Consider the following 17978-nt stretch of genomic DNA (forward strand, 5'->3'; position numbering starts at 1 on the left):
CCCGACAAAAAAGCGCGCGACGTTTCCGCCGCGCGCTTTTTGCAGTCGATTGTAATCGTCTCAGCCGAACTGGCCGAGATCGCGCACTGCGCCCTTGTCGGCGCTGGTGGCGAAGGCCGCGTAAGCCTTGAGCGCAGTGGTCACGTTGCGCTTGCGCGGATGCTCCGGCTTCCAGCCCTTGGCGTCCTGTTCCGCGCGGCGCGTGGCGAGCACGTCTTCGGAAACACGCAGTTCGATCGTGCGGTTGGGAATGTCGATATCGATCATGTCGCCTTCGCGCACCAGACCGATCGCGCCGCCATTGGCCGCTTCGGGCGACGCATGGCCGATCGACAGGCCGGAGGTGCCGCCGGAGAAGCGGCCGTCGGTGATGAGCGCGCAAGCCTTGCCCAGACCCTTCGACTTCAGATAGCTGGTCGGATAGAGCATTTCCTGCATTCCGGGGCCGCCCTTGGGGCCTTCGTAGCGGATGACCACGACGTCGCCGGCCTTCACCTCGTTGGAAAGGATCGCCTTCACAGCCGCATCCTGGCTTTCATAGACCTTCGCGGGGCCCGAGAATTTCAGGATCGATTCGTCGACGCCCGCCGTCTTCACGATGCAGCCGTCCAGCGCCAGGTTGCCCTTCAGGACGGCCAGGCCGCCATCCTTGGAGAAGGGATGCTCGACCGAGCGGATGACGCCGTTTTCACGGTCCATGTCCAGCTCTTCCCAACGGGCCGACTGGCTGAAGGCGGTCTGGGTCGGAACGCCGCCCGGCGCGGCCTTGAAGAAGTCGCGCACGGTCTCGCTGTTGGTGCGGGTGATGTCCCAACGGTCGAGCGCATCGCCGATCGTGGCGGCATGCACCGTCGGGCAATCGCGGTTGATCAGCCCGCCCTTGTCGAGTTCGCCGAGGATCGACATGATGCCGCCGGCGCGGTGAACGTCTTCCATATGCACGTCGTTCTTGGCCGGCGCGACCTTGGAGAGGCATGGCACCTTGCGCGACAAGCGGTCGATGTCGTCCATGGTGAAATCGACATTGCCTTCATGGGCGGCGGCGAGAATGTGCAGCACGGTGTTGGTCGAACCGCCCATGGCGATGTCGAGCGCCATGGCGTTCTCGAAGGCCTGCTTGGAGGCGACGTTGCGCGGCAGCACGCTTTCATCGTCCTGTTCGTAATAGCGGCGCGCAATGTCGACCACCAGGTGGCCGGCCTCGACGAACAGACGCTTGCGGTCGGAATGGGTGGCGAGCGTCGAGCCGTTGCCAGGCAGCGACAGGCCGAGCGCTTCCGTCAGACAGTTCATCGAATTGGCGGTGAACATGCCCGAGCAGGAGCCGCAGGTCGGGCAGGCGTTCTGCTCGATCGCCTTGACGTCCTCGTCGGACATGCTTTCGTCGGCGGCCGCCACCATGGCGTCGACCAGGTCAAGCGCGTGCTTCTTGCCGTGCAGCACCACCTTGCCGGCTTCCATCGGGCCGCCGGACACGAAGACGGCCGGGATATTGAGCCGGAGCGCCGCCATCAGCATGCCGGGCGTGATCTTGTCGCAGTTGGAGATGCAGACCATGGCGTCGGCGCAATGGGCGTTGACCATATATTCGACGCTGTCGGCGATAAGTTCGCGCGACGGCAGCGAATAGAGCATGCCGTCATGGCCCATGGCGATGCCGTCATCGACGGCGATCGTGTTGAATTCCTTGGCGACGCCGCCGGCGGCTTCGATCTCGCGGGCCACCAGCTGGCCGAGATCCTTGAGATGCACATGGCCGGGCACGAATTGGGTGAAGGAGTTGACCACCGCGATGATCGGCTTGCCGAAATCGCCGTCCTTCATGCCAGTGGCGCGCCAAAGACCGCGCGCGCCCGCCATATTGCGGCCATGGGTGGTGGTTCTCGAACGATAAACGGGCATGGAAGAATCCTCGATTGCGACGGCGCGCCGGCGAGAGGCGAGCCGATCCGGTCGTCAGGCGCGTTTGGTAGATCAATTCTAAATGCAAGTCACTACCGATCCAAGCGGAAGCGGTACGCCCGACGGCAAATTGCCGTGATCGGCAAACGTCCGCTTATTCGGTGGAGCGGCCGATGCTGGCGGACATTTCGATCGCCTTGCGGCGATCCTTCTCGCTGACCAGGGAGAAGGCCTGCTCCTGCATCGCCTGCAACCAGTCGCGGTCGCTCGGCTTGCAGGTGTCGAGGGCGGCGGTCATATAGGCCAGTCCGCGGACCGTCTGTCCTTCCTGGAACAGCACATTGCCGAACACGCCCATGGCGCCGATATGGCCCTCCTTGCGGGCCCGGTTCAACCACTTCTTGGCCTGACGGATATTGGGCTCGCCGCCCTCGCCCGTCAGCAGCATCTTGGCAAGCCGGAACTGCGCCTCGGTGTCGCCGAAGGCCGAGGCCGCCTGGAAGTAGAGCTGGCGCGCCTGGCTGAGATCCGGACGGACCGGACTCTTCGGGATGCCGCGCTGGTAATATTCGGCCAGCGCCATCAGGGCGTTGACGAAAAAGCCGGTGTCGTTCGAGCCGGGCTCCACGCCCTGGGTCGCGATCTCGGAATACATCTTGAAGGCTTCGAAATCGTTCTTCGTGACGCCGTCGCCATCGGCATACATCGTGGCCAGGGCCCAGCGAGATCCGGTATGGCCCTTTTCCGCCGCGTAGCGATAGGCTTCCACCGCGTCCTGCTTGTTGCCCTGCTGGTAAGACTTGAAACCGAACTTGAACAGGTCGAACGGTCCCGATTCCGGAGACACCGCCGAATTGGGATCCAACGCCCAAGCGCCGCCGCCGGAACACAGCGCCAGCGCCGCTCCGATCATCATACCCTTCAAGCCTGCAAATGCGTACTGTAGCATATCTTACTCGGTCGTCCCGTCGAGGACTGCGTTGGCCCGGCTGAAGGGAAAACGCGGACACGGGTCATAGTCTTGGCGATTCCCCTCGCCAGCCGTGTTCGGCAACCATGACTGAATGTCCTCTGCGTACGTCTTCATTCCAACCTTATTGCGCGAATGACCAGATCCGCGCTGTTCTGGCCACATTCGTAGCGCCCGTTTTGTGGCAGGAAATGGACGAGCTTTCCAGACCTCCCGGGCGACGGCAAGAATAACGAAAAAGTGTTGCCAAATCGTCACAAAACGGGAATGTCGAAAAAGAAACGCCGCCCTCGGGAACTTTCCCGAGGGCGGCGTATTATCTTTGGTTTTGCTTCGGAAGCTTAGGCGTCGGAGATCCGCGCCAGCGCCGCGAGCAGGCTCGCCTTCTGCTGTTCGAGTTCCGCCTGCTTTTCGCGCTCGGCCTCGACGAGTTCCGGCTTGGCGTTGGCGACGAATTTCTCGTTCGACAGTTTGGCGGCGATGCGGTCGATTTCGCCTTGCGTCTTCGCGAGGGCCTTTTCGAGCCGGGCCTTTTCGGCTCCGAGATCGATCAAGCTGCCGAGCGGAAGGCAGGCGATCGCCTCGCCCGTGACGACCTGCGCCGACGCCTTGGGCGCCTCATCTGCGAACGACACGGCTTCGATGCGGGCCAGCCGCTTGAGCGCCGCCTCATTGCGCTCAACGCGCTCGCGGGTCAGCGCATTCGCCCCCACCATCACCAGCGGCGCAGTGGCGCCCGGCGGCACGTTCATTTCGGACCGCGCCGAACGGATGCCGCCGACCAGGTCGACCAGCCAGTTGATCTCTTCCGCCGCGGTGTCGTCGCGGAAAGTCGGAGCCGGCCATGCGGCATGGCAGAGCAGGCTGTCGCGGCTGGCCGTATGCTCCCAAAGCTCTTCGGTCATGAACGGCATGAAGGGATGCAGGAGCTTGTAGGTTTCCTCCAGCACATACGCCGCGCAGGCCTGCGCCTCCTTCTTGGCCGCCTCGTCCTCGCCGGAAAACACCGGCTTCAGCAGTTCGAGATACCAGTCGCAGAACTGATTCCACACGAAGCGATAGAGCGAACCCGCCGCCTCGTTGAACTTGAACTGTTCGACGCCGCTGGTGACGTCGGCCACCGTCTTGGCGAGTTCGGTCAGGATCCAGCGGTTGATGCTCAGCGTCGCCTTTTCCGGAGCGAAGTCGGGATCGCGGCTGACGCCGTTCATCTCGGCGAAGCGCGTGGCGTTCCAGAGCTTGGTGCCGAAATTGCGGTAGCCGGCGATGCGGGCCGGATCGAGCTTCACGTCGCGTCCCTGCGCCGCCATGATGGCGAGCGTGAAGCGCAGCGCGTCGGCGCCATATTCGTCGATCAGGTTGAGCGGATCGATGACGTTGCCCTTGGACTTCGACATCTTCTGGCCGTTCTTGTCGCGAACCAGCGCATGCACATAGACCGTATGGAACGGCTCGATTGGCGCGCCGTCGTCATCTTTCATGAAGTGCAGGCCCATCATCATCATCCGGGCGACCCAGAAGAAGATGATGTCGAAACCGGTCACCAGCACGTCGGTCTGGTAATAGCGGTCGAGCTGAGGCGTCTTGTCGGGCCAACCGAGCGTCGAGAACGGCCAGAGCGCCGAAGAGAACCATGTGTCGAGCACGTCCTCGTCGCGGGTGAGGATCTCCCCGGCTTCAACTCTTCGAGCTTTTCCTCGACCCAGGCCTTCCACGGGCCTTCATGGGCGATGTAATACTGGATGGCGGCGTGCAGCGCCTCTTCCTCGGTCTTCTCGACGAAGACGGTGCCATCGGGACCATACCAGGCCGGGATCTGATGACCCCACCACAGCTGGCGCGACACGCACCAGGGCTGGATGTTTTCCATCCATTCGTAATAGGTCTTTTCCCAGTTCTTCGGGACGAACTTGGTCCGGCCTTCGCGCACTGAGGCGATCGCGGGCTTCGCGAGCGTCGCGGCGTCGACATACCATTGTTCGGTGAGACGCGGCTCGATCGGCACGCCGCCGCGGTCGCCATGCGGCACCATATGCGTTGCGGCTCGATCTTCTCGAGCAGTTCCCAGCCCTCGAACATTTCGACGATCTTCTTGCGGGCGGCGAAGCGCTCGACGCCGTCGAGCTCGGCGATCAGGTGAGCGAGCGCATCCGTTCGGTTCAGGTCTTCGAGGAAGTCGTCATTGTCGGCGAGCGTGATCTTGCCGTCCACAGTCATGATGTTGATCATGCGCAGACCGGCGCGTTTTCCCACCTCGAAGTCGTTGAAGTCATGCGCGGGCGTCATCTTCACCGCGCCCGTGCCGGCTTCCGGATCGGGATATTCGTCGGCGACGATCGGGATGCGGCGGCCGACGCCCGGCAGCACGACATTCTTGCCGATCAGACCGGCATAACGGACATCCGAGGGATGAACGGCGATGCCGGTGTCGCCGAGATAGGTTTCCGGCCGGGTCGTGGCGACGACGAGATAGTTGCGCGTCTCCCATTCCGTCGGCTTGCCGTCTTCGTCGAAGGCGACCGGATGGTCATAGGTCAGCCCATCTTCGAGCGGATAGCGCAAATGCCAGAGATTGCCCTTGATCTCGACCTGCTCGACTTCGAGGTCGGAGATCGCAGTCAGCAGCTTCGGGTCCCAGTTGACCAGCCGCTTGTCCTTGTAGATCAGGCCTTCCTTGTAGAGCCGAACGAACACTTCGAGGACGGCCTCGGACAGGCCCTCGTCCATGGTGAAGCGTTCGCGCGACCAGTCGCAGGAGGCGCCGAGGCGCTTCAACTGGTTGAAGATCATGCCGCCCGACTCGCCCTTCCACTGCCAGACGCGGTCGATGAAGGCGTCGCGGCCCATGTCCCGGCGCGAGGGCTCCTTGCGCTCGGCGAGCTGGCGCTCGACCACCATCTGGGTCGCGATGCCGGCATGGTCCATGCCCGGCTGCCAGAGCACGTCCTTGCCGCGCATCCGCTCGAAGCGGATCATGATGTCCTGCAGCGTGTTGTTGAGCGCGTGGCCCATATGCAGCGAGCCGGTCACGTTCGGCGGCGGGATCACAATGCAGAAGGAGTCCTCGCCCGGCTTGGCGTTGGCGCCGGCGGCGAAGGCGTCGGCCTCTTCCCACTTCTTGGCGATCCTCGGTTCGATGGACGCCGAATCATAGGTTTTTTCGAGCATGATGATACCGTTTCTGGTCTGAATGTCGGTTTTCCGTAAAGGCAAGGCCGCGTGCAAGTCAATCGCGACAACGCAAAAAGCCGCCCCGTTGGAGCGGCCCTGCATTGGCGCGGGAGGAATGATCAGCGACGCGGACCGCGCACGACCCGTTCGATTTCCTCACGCACCAACCGCTCTACGAGCGTCGGCAGATTGTCGTCGAGCCATTCCTGCAGCATCGGCTTGAGCATTTCCTCCGCGATCTCGTCGAGCGAACGGCGCTCGGCTTCGACCAACGCCGATTGAAGATCCTGGAAAGATTGCGCCACCTTCTCCACGGTGACGGTCGAGACGAGCGAGGCGATCGCCGCCAAGGGCGCGTCTTGTTTGTCCCGCCTCGGCCTTTTGTTCGACGGGCGCAGGGTCGGAGACCTCGGAGGTCACGGCCGGTTCTTCCTCGATCTCCGGCTCGGCCGCCGTTACGGCGATGGCGCTGGCGTAAACGGGCGGTTCGACGACCGGGGTCGGCTGCGGCTGGATGGCGAGCGGGGTCTCGCGCAGAGGGGCTCCACGCTCGGAGGCGGCGCGCACGCGGGCGGCGACATCGGCGAGAGACAGAGATTTCGATTCCGGCGCCTGCGGCTTGGCCGGGGTCGCTTCGTTGGCGGCCACCAGCTGCGGGGCGCGATAATCGGTCGGCGCGGCCATCGCGGCTGGCGCGGAATCATGAACATGCGCCGAGCCTTCATAGGCATCGAAGGAGCCGTCCACGGTCAGCGGCACGTCTTCGACGTCGTCGTTGGCCGCTTCGCTCTGGAAACCATCGAGATCGCCGAGCGCCGCGAGCCGCGCTTCGGTGGCCGGCTCGTTGCTTTCGATGATCCGGCGGATGGAAGCCAGAATTTCGTCCATCGACGGTTCGCGCGCTGCATTCGGCTGAGCCATGGTGATCCTCGATTGTCTTTCCGCATGTTCGCCGCGCTCTCGCATGGCGACGATCAGATTAAGGCATGGCGGCGATCGAAAAAACCGCCGCGAATCAAACAACTATGATCATGCACAGATTTGTTGCGGAGGTAAAACCGTTCAACTCCCGCAATTTTCCGACGCCTCAGCGTCCGTCGACGGTCCGCAGGCCGAACCACTTGTCCTTGACCTTGCCGTAATGTTCTTCCGGCTCGTAACGGGCCACCTTGAGGCCGACCGTATCGATGGTCAGATGTCCCATCGCCGCCACCGCGCCGAAGCTCGCCACCACCGCGTCGCGATTGGCGCTGGCGAGGCCCTCGCGGGCGTTGAGCACGCGGGCCTGATAGTCGAGAACGTCGAGCGTCGTGGCCTGGCCGACCTTGCGCTCCTCGAGCACGCCGTCCAGCGCCTGTTGCGCCGCCTGCAATTGCACATTGCCGGCCTCGATCATCGCCTTGGCCGCATCGAACTGGGCGATGGCCGAAACGATCGTGCGCTGCACCTCCAGACGCACCGAGTCGAGCTGGATCTGCTGCTGCCCCAGCCGCTCCTTCGCCTGGCGGATCTCGCCATATTCCGCGCCGCCCTGGTAAATCGGCACGTTGAGGCGCGCGGTGATCGAGGAGGAGTCGTAATTGTTGAGCGACGAGAAATCCGAATTGCCGCGATTGGCCGCGACCTGCCCCTGCACCACCACGCCCGGCAACAGCGCTCCTTCAGCCGTCTTGACCTGGAAGCCGGCGGAATCGATCGCATACATCGCCGCGATCACCGCTGGGTGCTCTCTCCAGCCGACCGCCACCGCATCGTCGATGGATTTGGGCATGGTCTTGGTCAACGGCTTCGCCTGGCGGATCGCCCTCGGCGTTTCGCCGACGATCTGCACATAGACGGCTCGACTCTGCTTCAGCTGGAATTCCGCATTCGCCAATGCGCCTTCCGCCTGGGCGAGTTCGGCCTGGGCGAGACTGACGTCGGTCCTCGTGCCCTCGCCCACCTCCAGTCGCGAGTCGGCGGCGTTGACCTGCTCGCGCAGGAAGGCGAGGTTCTGCTTGCGGATCGACACGATCTCCTGATCGCGAGCGATGTTGGCGTAGGATTGCGCCGCCGATAGCAGCGTCTGGATCTCCGACGCCTTCAGGTTCGCGCGCTCCGAATAGACGTTCGATTCGGCGGCGCGCACGCGATTGAGCGTCTGGAAGCCGTCGAAGATCTGCTGCGTCACGGTCAGCCCGACGGATTTGCTGATGAATTCCGGATCGGCGGTGGTGGGTTCCTTGACGCTGTATCGGGTTTTCGACCACTGCGCGAAGCCCGAGACCTGTGGCCGCCACCCTGCTTTGGCGATGGTCACGCCTTCGTCGGTCGCGCGAAGGCCGGCGCGGGCGGCGTTGAGGTCGGGATTGTTTTCATAGGCCTTGGCCATGGCGTCGAAAATGCTCTCGGCCCAGGCCGCGCTCGACATGGCCATGATGGCCGGCGCCAGAACGGCGGCCAGCAAGGCTTTTCTGAATTTCAACACGGTACCCACCCTGCGCAAGTCGCCTTCTTATCGACGCCTTCCGCGACACGTCATGTGTCGTCCGCCGGAGCGCCGAGCGAAGCATGCTTCGCGAGCCGCACTATGCGGACAGATGTCGCCCGCGGCAACCAATTAACAAAGATTTAGGACATTCAATCTGTGGACACGTTGCGAGCCGGCAACAATTCCGCATCCGCTCAAAAACAAAAGGGCGACAAACGCCGCCCTTTGGAAGTTTTCATCGGGTAGTAAGACTTCAGAATACGAATTCCTGAACCTTTTCGAAACCCGGCAGTTTGCGGACCGAGGTGTTGAAGCCGAAGCGCTCCGACACCGCGCCTGCTTCGCGCACGAACATGCGGGCGCTCGAGGACAGGCCTTCGCCGATGACGGCGACCAGGCGACCGCCTTCCCTGAGCTGGTCGAACAGCGCCTGCGGCAATTCCTCGACCGCGCCGTTGACGAAGATCGCGTCATACGGTCCCTTGGACGGACAGCCGGCGGACAGCTTGCCGCTGACCAGCGTGACGTTCTCGACTCCGTCGAGAGCGCTCTTGGCGAGATCTGCGGCGACGGCCGATTCTTCCACCGTCGTGACGACGGCGCCTATATGCGCCATCAGCGCCGCGGAATAGCCGCTCGCTCCGCCGATCTCGAGCACGCGCTCGCCGGCGCGCAGATCGAGCAACTGCAGCATCTTCGCGAGGGGCGACGGCTCCATCATGAAGCGGCCGTCGCCGACACTGATATCGGTGTCGATGTAGGAAAGCGCCTTGAGGTGCTCAGGCGTGAACTTTTCGCGCGGAATCGCGAGGAACGCCGCGAGCACCGTCCGGGACGTCACGTCCGTCGTGCGAATCTGATTGTCGACCATTTTGGCGCGCTGCGCTGCGTAATCCATTGTCGGAGGCCCCATCGTAAAGCTTTAAGAACCGCTTGCCTGCGAGCGGTCTTAGTCCGGCTGCGCCGCGCTTTCAAGACGGGGCGCGCCGCAACGCAAAAAAGAACGGAAAGATCGAACGAAAAAGCCGATCGCGCGGGGCGATCGGCTCTCATGCGGCGGATACCGCCAAATATGGCTCCTCGGGCCGGATTCGAACCGGCGACCTGTCGATTAACAGTCGAATGCTCTACCGCTGAGCTACCAAGGATCAACGCGACTTTTTCTTACAGCTTTCACACTGCTTCTGCAGAGTGGCTCCCCGGGCCGGATTCGAACCGGCGACCTGTCGATTAACAGTCGAATGCTCTACCGCTGAGCTACCAGGGAATAACTGCGTCTTCCGCGTCGTTGGGCGGCGTAATACAAACGCTTTTCCATTTTGCCAAGCGATTTTTTCGAATTTCCCACTTTTTCGCTGGTCTCCGGCCGCAACCCGCTGGAGAACTTGGCGGCGTGCGCCCCGTCCTTATTATCCCTGCAAAATCTCGCCGAACTTATTCAAATCCGTCTTGCGGAGCGCAAACCTTCCTGTTAGAAGCCCCGCCAACCGCCGGGATGGTGAAACAAACATCCCTGATACATGCGCGTCCGACCTCAAAAATCAGGCGTCGCATCACGAGAGGCCTCGTGGCGGAGTGGTGACGCAGAGGACTGCAAATCCTTGTACCCCGGTTCAATTCCGGGCGAGGCCTCCAAAATCTCTTCCAGAATTCTCAGGGCGTCAATCGCGCTTTTGGACTGGCGCCGGAGATACTCCGCAGCGTCATCAGGCAATTCCTCCGCTGCCGACAGCACCACCGCGACATTCTTGCCGCCGCAGCGGCTGCAGACGAGGCGCGGCGCGAGGTCGGGCGGAAGCGCGCTCTGGTCTTCGCCCAGCCGCTCGATCATGGCGGAAAGATCGAGCCTCGAGCTCCAGTGACAGCCGGGATTGTTGCAATAGGCGTGTAGATGCAGCCCCGCGTCCCGCAAGGCCCCGAGCGTCCGATGTCTGACGGCGATCAGTTTTTCCCGCATGTCGCCTCCGCCCGTCAACATGGCGCGCGAAGGAAGAAAAGAAAAGACGCTCCAGAGCGAAACAGAAAATTCGCCGCGCTTCTCTATATTTTAACGATCGCTTGTAAAGGTGCTGCGATCGTCGAAGATGCGGGTCGAGGAGGACGCCGTTGAAAAGTCGCTTCACACTGCAACTCGACCAGATCGAATTCGGCATCCGCCGCGTCAATTCGGTCTCCGCGCGAAAATTTCTCGCCACGGCCCAGGCGCTGCTCGGCGAACTGGGGCAGCAGAGCGAACAGACGCCGGAACTCATCGACGACATCGCGGCACTCGACAAGGCGCTTTGCCTGCTTGCGAGCCATGCCGCGGCTCAGTCCATCGACGCGAAGGCTCCGGCGCTGCTCGCGCAGGCGAGGCGGAAAGCCCTCAACGACCTCGAGCGGCTTCACACGAGGCTCACGACATAGACGGCCGGCGGCCGCCATCTCCGGGAACGTTTTGCGCCCTGCCGGATTGGGTGACAGGATGAAGGCGGCAAGGGGTTTGCGTCGGAACGGAAGAGATCGGGAAACGTGATAGTTCAATGAAAATCGCGGGCGTCCGAGCGTCGGTCCCCGAGCATCGTTTCGCCCGGGCGCAGCCTCACCATGCCAATCGGCATGGCGACGAGGGCCGCATCGACCGTGCGGGGACGGAACAATTTCCGCATTTCGAGCCTTTATGAGCATCAGCAAAAGAAGAGGTGCTCAACATGGCTCGATTTTCCACGTCACTCGCCGCAATCGGATTGGGCGCGGTCATGGCCTTCACCGGCATTTCGCCAGTGACCGCCCAGCCCCTGCCGATGCCCCGGCCGCAGGCCGAAGCCGGCACGGACCTGGTGCAGGTCCGAGATCAAGGTCGCAGGATCATTCGCGAACGTCATCGCGGCTGGCGCGCCGATCGCGGCTGGCGCAACCATCACAGCTGGCGCGGTCACCGTGGCTATCGCTCCTACCGCCACGGCTATCGCCGCCACTCGGACGGCTTCTGGTATCCCCTGGCCGCCTTCTCGGCCGGCGCGATCATCGGCGGCGCCATCGCGGCCCCGCGCGTCCGGGTTCGCACCACCAATCCGCACCGGAGCTGGTGCCGCGCGCAGTACCGTTCCTACCGGTCCTACGACAATACGTTCCAGCCCTATAACGGTCCGCGTCGCCAGTGCATCTCGCCTTACGGCGGCTGATAGATCTCGAGAAGGGGGCGGCGACCCGCCGCCCCATCCTGTCGTGCCCCGATGCCTTTCCTGTTGATCCCGAAGCGAAAACGGCGCGTAGATTGTCTTGGAGACAACAGGGATGCGATAGAGTGACACAGAAGAAAACAGAAACCGGCGCCTCCATCGTCTGGTTTCGTCGCGACTTGAGGATCAACGACAATCTGGCCCTCGCCGCCGCCCTCGACGCTGGCGGAGACGTCGTCTGCGTCTATATTCGCGAACCTCGGGACGCCTTTGCGGGCGCGCATGGCGCGGCGCAGGCCTGGTGGCTGAACGAGTCGCTCGAAAAGCTCGATGCGGCGCTGCGCGCTCGCGGCAATCGGCTCGTGCTCATGACGGGTCGCCCGCAGGATGTCCTCGACACCCTCATCGAAAAGACCGGCGCACGCGCGGTATTCTGGAACCGCCGCTACGACAAAGCGTCGAGAGACGCCGATGCCGCAATCAAGCAGGATCTCAAGGCCCGCGGCGTCGATGCGAGGAGCTTCGAAGGTTTTCTTCTGCACGATCCGATGACGCTGACAACCGGACAGGGCAAGCGCTACTCCGTCTATTCACCGTTCTGGCGCGCCTTCGAGGCGCGTTACACGCCGCCCGACGCCATCGATGCGCCGAAAAAATCCGCGCCTGCGCAGCGGCGCCCGACGGCGAGGACCTGACGAGCTGGGGGCTCCTGCCGACCAAGCCGGATTGGGCCGGCGGATTTCGCGAGGCCTGGAACCCGGGCGAAGACGGCGCCGTCGCGGCGCTGGAAACGTTTCTCGACGACGCCGTGAAGGGCTACAAAAAAATCGCGACATTCCCGGCCACAAGACCACGTCGCGTCTGTCACCGCATCTGGCCTTCGGCGAAATCTCGCCTCATCGGGTCTGGCGCGCGACGGAAGGGCTGGGCGATACGATCCCCGTTGAGGACGTCATCCATTTCCGCAAGGAGCTGGCATGGCGGGAATTCTCCTGGCACCTGCTCTTTCACGTTCCGGACCTGCCGAGAGAGAATCTCAACAAGAAATTCGACGCCTTTCCCTGGGCCGACGATCGCGAGGGTCTGTCGCTTTGGACCCGCGGGCTGACCGGCTATCCCATCGTCGACGCCGGCATGCGCGAATTGTGGCGCACCGGCTGGATGCACAATCGCGTCCGTATGATCGTCGCCTCCTTCCTGATCAAGGACCTTTTGCTGCATTGGACCGAAGGCGAAGCCTGGTTCCGCGACACGCTCGTGGATGTCGATCTCGCCAGCAATGCCGCCAGCTGGCAATGGGTCGCGGGTTGCGGCGCCGACGCCGCACCCTATTTCCGCATTTTCAACCCGATCAGGCAGGGCGAAACTTTCGATCCGGACGGAACGTATGTCAGGCGATACTGCCCGGAACTGGCGCGCCTGCCGGATCGTTATATCCACAAGCCGTGGGAGGCGCCCCGCGAGGTGTTGTCGCAGGCCGGCGTACGGCTCGGCGACACCTATCCCAAGCCGATGGTCGATCATGACAGGGCGCGCAAGGCGGCGCTCGCCGCCTATTCCGAGATCACCGGGTCAAACCCGGGGGACGAGACGTGACGAAACGATGTTTATGCTCGACAATCGCCTAAAATTTTGCGGAACTGGGGCTTGCGGGACAGGGATCAAGAGGGGATCGACATAGTATGGGACAACAGAGCTTTACCGCCGACGAAACCGCGATCGCCGAGCCCCTCGACGCATCCAATCTCGCACGGTTCAACAAGGGGCTGCCGCTGACCGTGCAGATGATCTTCAAGGGGCTGGTCAACATCGACATCGGCTCGCTGACGATCCGCACGCCGGAGGGACGGCTCGTCCATATTTCCGGGCAAAAGCCCGGACCGAACGCCGTCATCACGCTGAGGAACTGGAACCTCTTCTCGCGCTCGATCACCGGCGGCGCCATCGCGGCGGCGGAATCCTATATCGACGGCGATTGGGACAGCGCCGATATCGGCCAGTTCCTCGAGCTTTTCCTCGTCAATCAGCATGTCGGCGGCAGGTTCGCCAATGGCGCGCGCGGGCTGCTGCGCATTGTCGAGCGCTTCCGGCACTGGATGAACGCCAACACCAAGACGGGATCGAAGCGCAACATTTCGGCCCATTACGATCTCGGCAACGAGTTCTACAAGGCCTGGCTCGACCCTACCATGACCTATTCCTCGGCGCTTTACTCCACCGGCGCCAACGACCTCCCCTCCGCCCAGCGCGCCAAATATCGCGCTTTGGCGGATGCTACCGGCATTCAGCCCGGCGACCGCGTGCTGGAGATCGGCTGCGGCTGGGGCGGTTTCGCCGAATTCGCCGCAAGCGAGATCGGCTGCCAGGTGACGGGCCTCACCATCTCCCGCGAACAGCTCAAATTCGCTTCCGAGCGCATGCAGCGCCAAGGCCTGTCGGACAAGGTCGATCTCAAATTCCAGGATTATCGCGACGAGACAGGGGTCTATGACAAGATCGTCTCGATCGAAATGTTCGAGGCGGTCGGCGAGCGCTATTGGCCGGTCTATTTCGGCAAGCTGCGCGAATGTCTGAAGCCCGGCGGCCGCGCCGGCCTGCAGGTCATCACCATCGATGAAAAGGCCTATGCCGATTACAAGGCCAATCCCGATTTCATCCAGAAATATATTTTCCCCGGCGGCATGCTGCCGACCCCGCGTCACCTCGCCGAGCATGGCGCAAAAGCCGGCCTGTCGCTGGTCAGCAGCTTCGGCTTCGGCCATGATTACGCGCGCACCTTGGCCGAATGGCGGGTGAAATTCTGGGACACCTGGGAGCGGCTGCAGCCGCTCGGCTTCGACAACAGGTTCAAGCGGCTCTGGGAATTCTACTTCTTTTATTGCGAGGCCGGCTTCCGCTCGCGCAATATCGACGTGCGGCAGGTGGTCTACGCCTGAGGTTGAAATCCTTTTCGCCGCCGGGCCTGTCCTCCGCAACTTAATTCCTTGCGCAACAGGGGTCGGGCGTGAAAAACACCGCCTCCTGAACTCAAGGAAAAACAGGCGGACAGGATCATGGCTGCGCAGCACACCGTTCTCGATCTCATCGGCAATACGCCGCTCATCACGCTCAAGCGCGCCAGCGAGGAAACCGGCTGCACCATTCTCGGCAAGGCCGAGTTTCTCAATCCAGGCCAGTCGGTCAAGGATCGCGCCGCGCTCTACATCATCCGCGACGCCGAGCGTAAAGGCCTGTTGCAGCCCGGGGCGTCATCGTCGAAGGCACAGCCGGCAATACCGGCATCGGGCTGACCATGGTCGCCAAGGCGCTGGGCTATCGCACCGTCATCGTCATTCCCGAAACGCAAAGCCAGGAGAAGAAGGACGCGCTGAAGCTGCTCGGCGCCGAACTCGTCGAAGTGCCGGCCGTTCCCTACAAGAACCCCAACAATTACGTGAAGCTCTCGGGCCGTCTGGCCGCGGAACTGGCCGAGACGGAGCCCAACGGCGCGATCTGGGCCAACCAGTTCGATAATGTCGCCAACCGCCAGGCCCATATCGAGACGACCGCGCCTGAAATCTGGGCGCAGACCGACGGCAAGGTCGACGGCTTCATCTGCGCCGTCGGTTCGGGCGGCACGCTGGCCGGCGTGGCGGCGGGCCTGAAGAGCGTCAATCCGGACATCAGGATCGGCCTCGCCGATCCCGAAGGCGCGGCGCTCTACAATTTCTACGCCCATGGCGAATTCAAATCCACGGGCGGTTCGATCACCGAAGGAATCGGCCAGGGCCGCATCACCGCCAATCTCGAAGGCTTCGCCCCCGACTTTCAGTATCAGATCCCCGATTCGGAGGCGCTGCCGATCGTCTTCGATCTGGTGGAAAACGAAGGCCTCTGCCTCGGCGGCTCCTCGGGCATCAACATCGCCGGCGCCATCCGCCTTGCAAAAGATCTGGGGCCGGGCCATACAATCGTGACCATTCTCTGCGATTACGGCAACCGGTACCAGTCCAAGCTCTTCAACCCCGCCTTCCTGTCTGAAAAGGGCCTGCCCCTTCCGACCTGGCTCACGAAGACCTCTGGCGTCCGGCCGCCCTTTGAACCTGTCGAGTGACTGAACCATGCCCGTGACCCCTCTCTTCCGCGACGATTTCTATCTTTCGACGGCGGAGGGAGTGGTCACTGCGGTGCATGACGACGGCTCGATCGAACTCGACCAGACCTGCTTCTACGCGACGTCGGGCGGCCAGCCCGGCGACACCGGCTTTCTCGAACGCGCCGACGGCAGCCGCATCGAGCTCGGCGTCACCGTCAACGGGGCCGACAAATCGATCATCCTGCACAAGCCGCTGGACGGCCAACCTCGCCCGGAGATCGGAGAAAAGCTCGTTCTCCATATCGACTGGGCGCGGCGCTACAAGCTCATGCGCATGCACACCGCCTGCCACATCCTCTCCGTTGTCTGTCAGTTCCCGATCACCGGCGCCGCCGTCGGCGAGGACGAAAGCCGCGTCGATTTCGACATGAGCGAGACGATCGACAAGGACGAGGTGACGGCGAGGATGATGGACATCGTCGCCGCCAATCACCCCGTCTATCTGCAATGGATCACCGACGAAGAGCTGGCGGCCAATCCCGGCATCGTGAAATCCAAGAATGTCCGGCCGCCCATGGGGCTCGGTCGCGTCAGCCTGGTCTGCATCGGTGAAAACGCTGCAATCGACAGCCAGCCCTGCGGCGGCACGCATGTGTCCGAAACCCAGGAAGTCGGCGAGATCCACATCGCCAAGATCGAAAAGAAGGGCAAGGAAAACAGGCGCTTCCGCATCAAGTTCGGCGCGCCTGAAGCCTGAGCCCGCATTCCCGAGGGAGAATCACGATGAGCGTCGACAAGAGTCCCTTTGTGGTGACATCGGATTGGGTGGAGAAGAATTTGGGCGCGCCGGCCTTCCGGATCGTCGACGCCTCCTGGTATCTCCCGGCGCAGAACCGCATCGGCGCGGAAGAATACGCCTCGGGCCACATTCCCGGCGCGGTGTTCTTCGATCAGGACGCCATCGCCGATCACTCCACCGGTCTTCCCCACACCGTCCCCTCGCCTGCGCAGTTCGCCGACGCCGTCGGCAAGATGGGAATTTCGGCGACGGACGAAATCGTCGTCTATGACGGCCCGGGCTTCTTCTCCGCCCCGCGCGTCTGGTGGCTGTTCCGGCTGATGGGCGCGGACAAGGTCTATGTGCTCGACGGCGGTCTGGACGGCTGGAAGGCCGAGGGCCGTCCGCTCGAAACCGACCTGCCGGAACCCGCGCCGGCCGTCTTCACCGTCAATTATCAAGGCCGGATGATCACCTCGCTGGACTCGATGCGCGGCATCGTCGACGCCGGCCTCCGCCAGATCGCCGACGCCCGCAGCCCAGGCCGATTCGCGGCGATCGATCCCGAACCCCGCGCCGGCCTGCGCGGCGGCCATATGCCGGGCGCCAAAAACCTGCCGGCCGGCGTCTTCGCCGAAGGCGGGCGCTTCAAGAGCATGGAGGCGCTACGCGCCGAGTTCGACAAGGCCGGCATCGATCTCACGCGTCCCGTCACCACCAGCTGCGGTTCGGGCGTGACGGCGGCTGTCATTTCGCTGGCGCTTGCCTCCGTGGGACACGCCGACCACACGCTCTATGACGGCTCCTGGTCGGAATGGGGCTCCCTGTCCGACACGCCCGTCGTCACCGGCAAGGATTGATCCATGGCCACCCGCCCGAAAAAGCCGAGCGCTCAAAGCCCATATCACCCAGCTCGAAATGACCACGCCGCCGCGCCAGAGCCTGCCGCTGCCGGTCAACCTGCATACGGCGCTGATGCGCACGCCCAACATCCCCTGCCTTTCTACCGTTTCCTCTACAGCCAGGTCGGCCGGCGCTGGAACTGGGTCGATCGGCTCCGGATGCCGGACGACAAGCTCGCGGCGATCCTGCACGACAAGCGCACCCACATCACCGTCCTCTATGTCAACGGCGCCCCCGCCGGCTTCTATGAGCTGTTTCACGAGTCGGACGACGTGATCGAGCTCTGTCATTTCGGCCTGATCGAACACGCGCTCGGCCTCGGCGTCGGCAAATGGTTCCTGCTTCAGGCGCTGCACACCGCCTGGGGGCTGGAGCCGCAGAAGCTCACCGTCACCACCAACAATCTCGACCATCCCCGCGCCTTGCAGCTCTACCAGATGTTCGGCTTCAACCCGGTCTCGACCTCGGACGCGCTTGTGCGGCCGCTCAGCGACGAGGAATGGTCCGAACTGGCCAAGCGGTGATCTCTCAAAACATATCGCTGAACG

General features: G+C 63.0%; 10 protein-coding genes, 3 tRNA genes and 5 pseudogenes. 10 read left to right on the top strand and 8 right to left on the bottom strand.

From position 1 onward, the window contains the following. Positions 1-60: 60 nt before the first annotated feature. From ilvD to H2O14_RS02540, 8 genes and pseudogenes are all read right to left on the bottom strand, one after another. Complete coding sequence (ilvD, locus tag H2O14_RS02505; RefSeq protein WP_182826395.1) at positions 61-1902, bottom strand: dihydroxy-acid dehydratase; 1842 nt, start codon at positions 1900-1902, stop codon at positions 61-63. A 154-nt stretch (positions 1903-2056) separates the two neighbouring features. Then, positions 2057-2851: an exopolysaccharide production regulator ExoR gene (gene exoR / locus H2O14_RS02510; RefSeq protein ID WP_182826396.1), complete on the bottom strand. Its 795-nt coding sequence runs from the start codon at positions 2849-2851 to the stop codon at positions 2057-2059. Between the two features lie 362 nt (positions 2852-3213). Continuing rightward, positions 3214-6040 (bottom strand): annotated as a pseudogene (locus tag H2O14_RS02515) (valine--tRNA ligase). 122 nt (positions 6041-6162) lie between these two features. Then, positions 6163-6964 (bottom strand): annotated as a pseudogene (locus tag H2O14_RS28365) (PopZ family protein). A gap of 166 nt (positions 6965-7130) precedes the next feature. Continuing rightward, positions 7131-8459 (bottom strand): TolC family outer membrane protein, encoded by a 1329-nt coding sequence (locus H2O14_RS02525; RefSeq protein WP_182829249.1) that lies wholly within the window; start codon positions 8457-8459, stop codon positions 7131-7133. A 307-nt stretch (positions 8460-8766) separates the two neighbouring features. Beyond that, positions 8767-9411, bottom strand: coding sequence for a protein-L-isoaspartate O-methyltransferase (locus H2O14_RS02530; RefSeq protein WP_182826397.1), 645 nt, complete (start codon positions 9409-9411; stop codon positions 8767-8769). 175 nt (positions 9412-9586) lie between these two features. Further along, positions 9587-9661, bottom strand: a tRNA-Asn gene (locus tag H2O14_RS02535). A 44-nt stretch (positions 9662-9705) separates the two neighbouring features. Continuing rightward, positions 9706-9780, bottom strand: a tRNA-Asn gene (locus tag H2O14_RS02540). Positions 9781-10074: 294 nt separating this feature from the next. Between H2O14_RS02540 and H2O14_RS02545 the strand changes: the two genes are divergently transcribed. The 10 genes and pseudogenes from H2O14_RS02545 to H2O14_RS02590 all read left to right on the top strand — a co-directional run bounded on the left by H2O14_RS02545 (position 10075) and on the right by H2O14_RS02590 (position 17954). Next, positions 10075-10148, top strand: a tRNA-Cys gene (locus H2O14_RS02545). 292 nt (positions 10149-10440) lie between these two features. Further along, entirely contained in the window at positions 10441-10623 is a 183-nt protein-coding gene (locus H2O14_RS02550; protein ID WP_182826398.1) for a hypothetical protein, read from the top strand. Then, positions 10620-10919, top strand: a complete 300-nt coding sequence (locus H2O14_RS02555; RefSeq protein ID WP_182826399.1) for a hypothetical protein — start codon at positions 10620-10622, stop codon at positions 10917-10919. The genes H2O14_RS02550 and H2O14_RS02555 overlap by 4 nt, the downstream gene beginning before the upstream one ends. Before the next feature lie 284 nt (positions 10920-11203). Further along, positions 11204-11677 carry a BA14K family protein gene (locus tag H2O14_RS02560; protein ID WP_182826400.1) on the top strand — a complete coding sequence of 158 codons (474 nt, stop codon included), beginning with the start codon at positions 11204-11206 and terminating at the stop codon, positions 11675-11677. Between the two features lie 122 nt (positions 11678-11799). Next, positions 11800-13270 (top strand): annotated as a pseudogene (locus tag H2O14_RS02565) (cryptochrome/photolyase family protein). An 86-nt stretch (positions 13271-13356) separates the two neighbouring features. Next, positions 13357-14610, top strand: a complete 1254-nt coding sequence (locus H2O14_RS02570) for an SAM-dependent methyltransferase (RefSeq protein WP_182826401.1) — start codon at positions 13357-13359, stop codon at positions 14608-14610. A gap of 117 nt (positions 14611-14727) precedes the next feature. Beyond that, positions 14728-15767, top strand: a pseudogene (locus H2O14_RS02575) (cysteine synthase A). Positions 15768-15774: 7 nt separating this feature from the next. Then, positions 15775-16506, top strand: coding sequence for an alanyl-tRNA editing protein (locus H2O14_RS02580; protein ID WP_182826402.1), 732 nt, complete (start codon positions 15775-15777; stop codon positions 16504-16506). Between the two features lie 26 nt (positions 16507-16532). Next, positions 16533-17387 carry a 3-mercaptopyruvate sulfurtransferase gene (sseA, locus tag H2O14_RS02585; protein WP_182826403.1) on the top strand — a complete coding sequence of 285 codons (855 nt, stop codon included), beginning with the start codon at positions 16533-16535 and terminating at the stop codon, positions 17385-17387. 58 nt (positions 17388-17445) lie between these two features. Beyond that, a pseudogene (locus H2O14_RS02590) lies at positions 17446-17954 on the top strand (GNAT family N-acetyltransferase). The last annotated feature ends 24 nt before the right edge of the window (positions 17955-17978 follow it).

The organism is Rhizobium sp. G21, assembly GCF_014158035.1.
GTDB lineage: Bacteria > Pseudomonadota > Alphaproteobacteria > Rhizobiales > Rhizobiaceae > Rhizobium_E.

Coding starts and splice junctions, on each gene's coding strand:
- ilvD (WP_182826395.1), bottom strand. CDS start 1,902: ATGCCCGTTTATCGTTCGAGAACCACCACCCATGGCCGCAATATGGCG.
- exoR (WP_182826396.1), bottom strand. CDS start 2,851: ATGCTACAGTACGCATTTGCAGGCTTGAAGGGTATGATGATCGGAGCG.
- H2O14_RS02525 (WP_182829249.1), bottom strand. CDS start 8,459: ATGGCCATGTCGAGCGCGGCCTGGGCCGAGAGCATTTTCGACGCCATG.
- H2O14_RS02530 (WP_182826397.1), bottom strand. CDS start 9,411: ATGGATTACGCAGCGCAGCGCGCCAAAATGGTCGACAATCAGATTCGC.
- H2O14_RS02550 (WP_182826398.1), top strand. CDS start 10,441: ATGTCTGACGGCGATCAGTTTTTCCCGCATGTCGCCTCCGCCCGTCAA.
- H2O14_RS02560 (WP_182826400.1), top strand. CDS start 11,204: ATGGCTCGATTTTCCACGTCACTCGCCGCAATCGGATTGGGCGCGGTC.
- H2O14_RS02570 (WP_182826401.1), top strand. CDS start 13,357: ATGGGACAACAGAGCTTTACCGCCGACGAAACCGCGATCGCCGAGCCC.
- H2O14_RS02580 (WP_182826402.1), top strand. CDS start 15,775: ATGCCCGTGACCCCTCTCTTCCGCGACGATTTCTATCTTTCGACGGCG.
- sseA (WP_182826403.1), top strand. CDS start 16,533: ATGAGCGTCGACAAGAGTCCCTTTGTGGTGACATCGGATTGGGTGGAG.